The organism is Coprobacter sp., assembly GCF_982436375.1.
Genome location: NZ_CEWDCG010000166.1, coordinates 1 through 6872, shown reverse-complemented (window position 1 = coordinate 6872; position 6872 = coordinate 1). Strand labels below are relative to the sequence as shown.

The following is a 6872-nucleotide window of genomic DNA, read 5'->3' as shown; positions in this document are numbered from 1 at the left end:
AAAAACAAAAACAAGAAAAAAAGCAATTTGAAATTTCGGAAGAAACACGTGAATTAATTGATCGTGATACAGTATTATTTTATTATGAAATAGGAGAAAAACGGCTTCAATATTGTATTCAAACAGATAGACAAATAACAGAAAGAAGTTATATATTGCTCGGATTATATTTTACTTTTGCAAGCGCACTTTTAGGATATATATTTAGCAACTTCAATTATAAATTTAACTCCCCTTTATTATGTGGCTGTATAATAATGTTAATATCGATACTAATTGCATTATACCATTTATACAAAATCATAAAGCCTCATGATTATTTCCCTCCAGGAAGAGATTTAAGAAATGCACAAATAGATGCATTTGTGCAAGCATTTAAAAAGAAAGATACAAAAGACCTGAAAAAAGATATTATATGTATGGAGTTATTAAATCTTCAAAATAATATAGATCGGCAAATAGAAATTAATGAAGAAAGAGCCAGACTTTTTAATACATCCATCTTGTCAATATTTTGGGGACTGGTTCTTTCTTTTTTACTTGTTTTGATTTGTCCGTTAAGTTGTCGTTTGATCCAAACCATTATTTACAAGGGTTGTTAAGTCCAAATCATCACCAAGGGTTGTTAAGCCTCCATCACTTATCGGCTTAGGGAGTGTTACTTCTTCTTCATTATTATCCATATTATATAAAATGGAGAATCCTCTATAAAAGAATGCCCCCATCGGTATAGATGCCGAAATTCGATTATTTACGAATTACATCCTCTTATAAAGGATTCATATTTTAATTCTATAATTAGAGGGGACTACAAATATACGCATTATAACATAATATTATCGGGCAAGTCATCGGGAATGTTCATGAAATCGGATGATAACCGGTCGCCATACAGACCGTACAGCAAATAAATAAGGGCGGAAGGGAGTTGTGTCGTGAGCCCCGCCTGGTGTTTCAACGGGACTTTCTTTTCGCTGGTCTTGTCCAGCTCGATGCGTCCCTCTGTCTTTTTCAGGGGAGAAAGCATAATCGCCGAACAGAGATTCTTGCATTCATTCTCGCAGATACGCACATGAGGGAAAGCGTTTGTCTGCTCTCCGAATACTAACCATAACAGTTTGAATTGCTGCCAGTAGTAAATGGTGCGCTGTCCCTCGTTCATCAGCTCGACGTCGAAACCGAAAGACTCCAGCTCCCGTTTCAATATCCGGGCATCGGTCGTTATCTGTTCCAGTTCTTCCCGCCGTTTGTTCCCCGCCCGGTCATAGTAGAGTTTGATATGCTTATTTCGGGCGTCACTGCCGAAAAATTCGTAAAACGATTGAGCCAGTTCGGGCTGCTGGTAAGGGAAATAACAGGTAAATTCTTTTATCACCCGGAGTTCAGAACCGTTTTTCTTCTCCTGAGCCACGATAAGGCTGGAGAAGTGGCCGGGATCATAGCCGAGCAGTATTTCATCGTCCGGATTATATTGCTTGAGATAGAAAGCCGTCAACCGGAAATGTTCCTTCAGATCGAGTTTCAGGATAGAGGCGTATTTGTAGCTCTGGTCTCCGGAATACTGGTGTTTTCTCGGAGCGTATGTGGCAAAAAAACGGTTCACGACCGCTTTCTTGCGAATGGCGCAAATCGCTGTCAGAAACTCGTCGATGTCGAGCGACTCATATTGTGTCTTGAAAAATTTCGCTCCCAATATCTCCTTATTGGCGAACGAGCTGGCACGAATATAATAGGTGGCGTTCCGCCGCATATCGGCCAGACGGGGCTGCCAAAGAGCCAACATACGTTTTTGCTTCTCCTGCATCAACCGGAGTTTCTCGAGTGCGACGGGATTCTTTTCCTGCCGGAGCAACCGTTCGGTATGGTACAACTCGAACAGATACCGGTTAACGTGTAAGGCCGCCGTCGCTATTTCCTCGACAAGATTCCGGTTCATGTTTTTCTCATAATCCTCGAACCAGTTATCCTCTCCGAGATCGACACGGGCGGTATCCGACACACCGGTAATACCTTGGTAATAAGAGCTCCGGCGAATAGTGGCGTTAGAACCCCGCAAGGAAGGAAACAGACGGGTTTTCAGCTTCTCTCCCTTATTGTGTTTCATCTCCTCGATAAAGGCGTGTACTCCGGAACGTCCGGCAACGGAATCGGGCTGATCGGACGATACCAATTGCAAGTGAAAACCATTCCTGAAAAGAATCGAATGCTTGGGATAAGCGATCGGGTAACGAGGTTTTCTGAAATGAGACGGGATCTTCGTCTCACCTACCACATAATCGACACCGTACTCCAGCATAGGCCGCTGTCCCCCTCGTATCGGACGGCTGAAAGAGGCCTGTATATTAGGCCATACGTTGGTAAACAGGGCTGTATAAGTAGAATGTACCAGAAAACCTAATTCTCCCGGCATATCGCTCGCCACCCGAATGATGCGGGGCGTAGTGATTCCCTCCGTCTTTCCGGTAGCACGTGCCCATTCCGCAAACAAGACATTCGCATCGATCAGGTTTGCCTGTATCTGCACCAGATTCATATAATACGACTCAAGATCGAATCCGTTGTTTTCTTCATCATTCATCGTTCAGTTCCTCCGTAAATTCCGCTTCTTGAATATTCGCATCAGACAATAACCGCTTTTTCTCATCGTTCTCGATGGGCAAGGACTCTATCAAATTGATATAAAAACCCTCGTTCGACTTCCGGGCGATCTCCTTGAGACTCCGTTTCGAGAAACCCAGCTCTTCGGGCGTGATTTCGGGAGAAATGATGAATACCGGAGCCCACGCACTGTCTTTTTCCGCAGCCTCGCACGCCCGACGACGGCATTCCAAAGCGGCATCTTTGCAGGCCTTGGCGGTCTTGTACTCTCCGGCATCGATGGCAAGCAGCGCCAGATCTTCATACTTATCGGCAAAATCATTTTCCCAGACCTTTACAGAGACATTATTATCTATGGAGAAATAGTTGATCGCCGAATAAATACGGCTCTTACAGGTGCGCACATCCACATCGAGCCCCTGCTGCGCCTTGATGCGGTTGCGCAGCATGCCGGCAGCCCGCGTAATGTTCCGTTCATACTCATATATCTCGGCCGCCCATTGCATCTGCTTGAGAAAACGCTGCACTTCGACAGGAATACCCTGACATTCGCCCGTGCTCAGGAAATGGTGTATAATGTCAGGATGCAGCTTTTCTATGATCTCCAAATATTTCATATACCGAATAACTTTCTTTTCAAATCCAGATGGGTGCGTTCTTTTTTCCGGGTCTCGAGCGATTCGATAGAGTCGATGTCTCCCTGTTCGGCCTGTTTCGCCAACTCTGCGTCAATATTATACTCCCCTACCGCATTCCCATACAGATAAGCCGAATTATAGGGATCTCCGAAGGTACGTATCCGGGAGATGACCTCTTCCCGCTCCGTCCCTTTCAGGCCCAGTATATTGGCAATGCGTTCGGGTGAATAGCCCAATGCGCCGAATGTCCGTATTTGAGTCGCATAATCCATGTTTTACCGGTTCAGAAGTATATAAGTATCATCGACAGAAAGAGTGATACCGTCCCGGATCAAGCGCACCGGACTGTTTTTATACATCATCCGATAACGGGAAACGGTCGCATCGGCATAACGGGGATCGATCTCCATCGCATAGCAGACCCGGTCGATCTGCTGGCACGCCATCAAGGTAGAACCTGACCCGGAAAAGAAATCGATCACCAGAGCTCCGGAAGCTGAACTGTTCCGGATCGGATAAGCCATGAGAGCAATGGGTTTCATTGTCGGATGCAAGGCGCTTTTCTGCGGCCTGTCGAAGTTCCAGACGGTAGACTGTCTGCGGTCACCGCACCAAGTATGAGCAGCACCCGGTTTCCAGCCATACAGACAAGGCTCATGCTTCCACTGGTAATCTTGCCTGCCCATCACGATACTGTTCTTCACCCAGATACAACACTGGGCGAACTTGAACCCGGCTTCCCGAAAAGCGGCACGGAAATTCTCTCCTTCACTGTCGGCATGAAAAATATATGCCGGAGCTCCGTCTTTCAACACAGCAAACATATTCGTGAACACCTGTCGGAGGAATACCCTGAACAAGTCATTCTCCATGCTGTCGTTATCGATCGTCAGTTCGTCTTCCGTCTTACCCTCATACGACACGTTATAAGGAGGGTCTGTCAGGCACATATCCGCCTTACGGCCATTCATCAAAACCTCTACCGCCTTCGATTCCCGACAATCACCGCACATCAGCCGGTGCTCTCCCAATAACCAGATATCACCGGGTTTGGAAATGTAACCGGAATCTTCGGAAGGCATATTCAATTCGGTCTCATCTTCTTGTATTTCCGTTGAATTTACATCAAAAAGACTTTCTTTCTTTACTCCCAATTCAACAGTTACCGGCCGGAAACCGAGATCGAACCTCTCCATCGTATCCGTATCGATCTCGTATTTCTTAAAAAGAAGCGTATCCGGATTTTTCCGGCCGAATTCGGAGTTATAAGCTGCAATCTCCTCTACCGCCTCTTTTTTCGTTTCGGCATAAATAGGCTCATACGGAATTTCCGGTATCTCAAAACCGGCTTTCCGAAGAGCCGTCAACGCTTTTTTCCGCTGATGGGCATCGATGATCCACAATTTTCCGTCCGGATCTTTCCACGCTTTGAAAGCGTACTTGAAACCTCGCGTGAGGATAAGCATCTGCAGTTTGGCCAGTTTTTCCGAATCCGGCAATTTAAAATCCTCCTGAAGCTCGTTAAAGTCATCGAGCGGAGCTGTAGGAAGCTCTCCCAGATTATGAACGATTATCGTCTGTTTCATTACTGATTATATCTTTAAAAATAGTCTCCAACTCCTGATACCGAATAAGATTTTTTTTGTCCGATTCCCGCCGATCACTCCGGCCGTCTTTTTTCAAAAATGAGTTGTATCGCTTGATATTATAACTGCAATTGGCATATTTCCGGAGAAAGCCTTCCGGATCTCGCCGCTTGAGTTCCTCAAGCTTACATCTTTCTGACCGATGCACGACAAACGGGTGTCTGTTTCTCCACTGTCCGGTATCATTGAAAAATTGCAGTTCGGAAAAACAAAGGAGGTTCCGGATTCTGAGCTCAGCCATTCTCGCCACCTTGGCATCGGTAGGATTATTTTCGAGTTCAGTGTCCAGAACCGCCATTTCCCGGTAAGTATTTACCCGGTCGTTATAAATGAGTGTCGCTATTTGGACGTTTTTGTCTTCACAGAGCCTTTTCCACCGGATATTCGGGTACTCTTGCTCTTTCTGGAGCTTTTTTTTTCTCCGGTTTTCGGGGATGTCCGTTGCTCTCCGGATGTTTCCGTTACTTCGACAACAGAGTCACCGCCGTTCTCCGCTTTAGTGGAATTTTGCTCGAGATTCCGGCGGTTCAGCCTGATCTCTTCCCGTGTCGTCAAGTCCAATAACCTGAACAAGACGGCTTCTGCATTCCGGGATGGAGAAACCTGTGCCGTAGCGATCAACGAATCTTCCGGAGACAAGCGACGAAGCAGAGAGAGATCCGATTCTCCGAATGCCGGGTTCAGTAACTCTTTAAGTATTCTGCTCTTTTCTTTAAAGCTGTACATAAGCCGAACATTAAGCGGTTTGCACTCTTGTCCCCTGCACCTCTACCAAAGTGGTCGCATCCAATATCCGGAAAGAGATCCGAGAGCCGGTGTTAGCCGTCCATGTCGCACCGTCTTCCAAAATGAAGGTGGTATTGTCGGCAATCGTCGCGGCATTCTCCGTGCCTGTTCCTTCAAGAGTGATCACTCGGCCTTTATCGGACGCTGTTATGCCCGATACGGTCGCAATGGCGTATGTAGCGGAACTGCCTCCCGGAATCTTATAAGTATTGACTCCTGCTTGAACGGCTAATGCGGTTGCCCCTTGGGTATGTGTTGCCGGAGCCTTGGTAACAATATCTCCTACATACTTTTTAGGCTGCTGGATGGTTTTGTTTTCAAAGGTAAAAGTAACCGAACGGCTGTCTTTATCGTTTTTCAGTTCATAGGATTTAAGGATCATCGGCTTGCACGGATTTCCGATAATATATTTGTTGGGCGATTCGCATTCCTGGAAGATAATGATAAACTTGCCTCCGACATGTTGCTCGATAAAATTGAGCAGCTGGTCGTGGTTTCCTCCCATAATCATGGTGAACGTGTTGGTCGGATCGATCGTCAGATCACCTTTTTCACCGGTACTGCCGAATGTGGGAATATCATGCGCTTCAAAATAGTGCATATATTCACCATCTGCTAACGGAATGGTGGTCACCTCACGAGATGCGTTGGCTTTCGGGAACTGAGCGTTCTCGTCTAATTGGGATAACTCGACCAAATAAACTTTATAAGCAATGGCAGATCCGGAGACATCGATATCGGGAACATCCTTAATATTTCCGATGACGGCCATCGAGGCAAAAGATGTTCCGGTCAATATACCGACCGAAGCTTGAGCACTTTCAGGTTCTAAAAATACGGAGGCTACCGCTGCAATGGCGATCAATGCCATAATCGAACAGAAAAACTTTGTCAGAATAGATAATCTGGCATGTTCGGCTTTCTTTTTTGAATAAATCAATTGTCTTGTCTTCATAACATAAAATTAAAAATGTGAATATTAAAAGGAGCGGGAAATAAATCCCGCTTCTGTTGAATTATACGTTATCGTGCTCCCGGAATATTGGGTTGCAGGCTTTTATTGATGGTACGGACGCCTCCAACCTGTCGTTCGAGCTCGACGAATTTATCGGAACTGTTGAGCGTAATCATGATATAATCTCCCGATTGGGTAGGAGTCCATGCCGCCGTGATAGAATCGAACTTCCCGGATTTGGCGATTGTC

At 45.8% G+C, this 6872-nt stretch carries 9 protein-coding genes; 1 reads left to right on the top strand and 8 read right to left on the bottom strand.

Annotated elements, in window-relative coordinates; translation table 11 throughout:
* Positions 1 to 602: hypothetical protein (locus AC1WHX_RS09350; RefSeq protein WP_481229221.1), on the top strand; the 602-nt coding region annotated here is incomplete at its 5' end.
* A 221-nt stretch (positions 603 to 823) separates the two neighbouring features.
* On the opposite strand, the gene AC1WHX_RS09345 is transcribed toward AC1WHX_RS09350, so the two are convergent.
* The 8 genes from AC1WHX_RS09345 to AC1WHX_RS09310 all read right to left on the bottom strand — a co-directional run.
* The gene (locus AC1WHX_RS09345) at positions 824 to 2578 is read right to left on the bottom strand and encodes a hypothetical protein (protein ID WP_418236400.1); all 1755 of its coding nucleotides are present in this window, start codon (positions 2576 to 2578) and stop codon (positions 824 to 826) included.
* Positions 2571 to 3215 (bottom strand): hypothetical protein, encoded by a 645-nt coding sequence (locus tag AC1WHX_RS09340; RefSeq protein WP_022390556.1) that lies wholly within the window; start codon positions 3213 to 3215, stop codon positions 2571 to 2573. Before AC1WHX_RS09340 ends, AC1WHX_RS09345 begins: the two co-directional genes overlap by 8 nt.
* Positions 3212 to 3508, bottom strand: a complete 297-nt coding sequence (locus tag AC1WHX_RS09335) for a hypothetical protein (protein ID WP_297930308.1) — start codon at positions 3506 to 3508, stop codon at positions 3212 to 3214. The genes AC1WHX_RS09340 and AC1WHX_RS09335 overlap by 4 nt, the downstream gene beginning before the upstream one ends.
* A gap of 3 nt (positions 3509 to 3511) precedes the next feature.
* Complete coding sequence (locus AC1WHX_RS09330; protein ID WP_418236399.1) at positions 3512 to 4822, bottom strand: DNA-methyltransferase; 1311 nt, start codon at positions 4820 to 4822, stop codon at positions 3512 to 3514.
* A complete protein-coding gene (locus AC1WHX_RS09325) occupies positions 4797 to 5180 on the bottom strand; it encodes a hypothetical protein (RefSeq protein WP_418236398.1) in 384 nt (127 codons plus the stop codon). Before AC1WHX_RS09325 ends, AC1WHX_RS09330 begins: the two co-directional genes overlap by 26 nt.
* Before the next feature lie 41 nt (positions 5181 to 5221).
* A complete protein-coding gene (locus AC1WHX_RS09320) occupies positions 5222 to 5608 on the bottom strand; it encodes a hypothetical protein (RefSeq protein ID WP_418236397.1) in 387 nt (128 codons plus the stop codon).
* Positions 5609 to 5618: 10 nt separating this feature from the next.
* A complete protein-coding gene (locus tag AC1WHX_RS09315) occupies positions 5619 to 6623 on the bottom strand; it encodes a hypothetical protein (protein ID WP_022390561.1) in 1005 nt (334 codons plus the stop codon).
* Between the two features lie 68 nt (positions 6624 to 6691).
* Positions 6692 to 6872 (bottom strand): hypothetical protein (locus tag AC1WHX_RS09310; protein WP_481229219.1); only part of this gene is annotated, 181 nt, incomplete at its 5' end.

What these genes read in the sequence shown, in the direction of transcription:
- AC1WHX_RS09345 (WP_418236400.1), bottom strand. Translation starts at nt 2,578, where the DNA reads ATGAATGATGAAGAAAACAACGGATTCGATCTTGAGTCGTATTATATG.
- AC1WHX_RS09340 (WP_022390556.1), bottom strand. Translation starts at nt 3,215, where the DNA reads ATGAAATATTTGGAGATCATAGAAAAGCTGCATCCTGACATTATACAC.
- AC1WHX_RS09335 (WP_297930308.1), bottom strand. Translation starts at nt 3,508, where the DNA reads ATGGATTATGCGACTCAAATACGGACATTCGGCGCATTGGGCTATTCA.
- AC1WHX_RS09330 (WP_418236399.1), bottom strand. Translation starts at nt 4,822, where the DNA reads ATGAAACAGACGATAATCGTTCATAATCTGGGAGAGCTTCCTACAGCT.
- AC1WHX_RS09325 (WP_418236398.1), bottom strand. Translation starts at nt 5,180, where the DNA reads ATGGCGGTTCTGGACACTGAACTCGAAAATAATCCTACCGATGCCAAG.
- AC1WHX_RS09320 (WP_418236397.1), bottom strand. Translation starts at nt 5,608, where the DNA reads ATGTACAGCTTTAAAGAAAAGAGCAGAATACTTAAAGAGTTACTGAAC.
- AC1WHX_RS09315 (WP_022390561.1), bottom strand. Translation starts at nt 6,623, where the DNA reads ATGAAGACAAGACAATTGATTTATTCAAAAAAGAAAGCCGAACATGCC.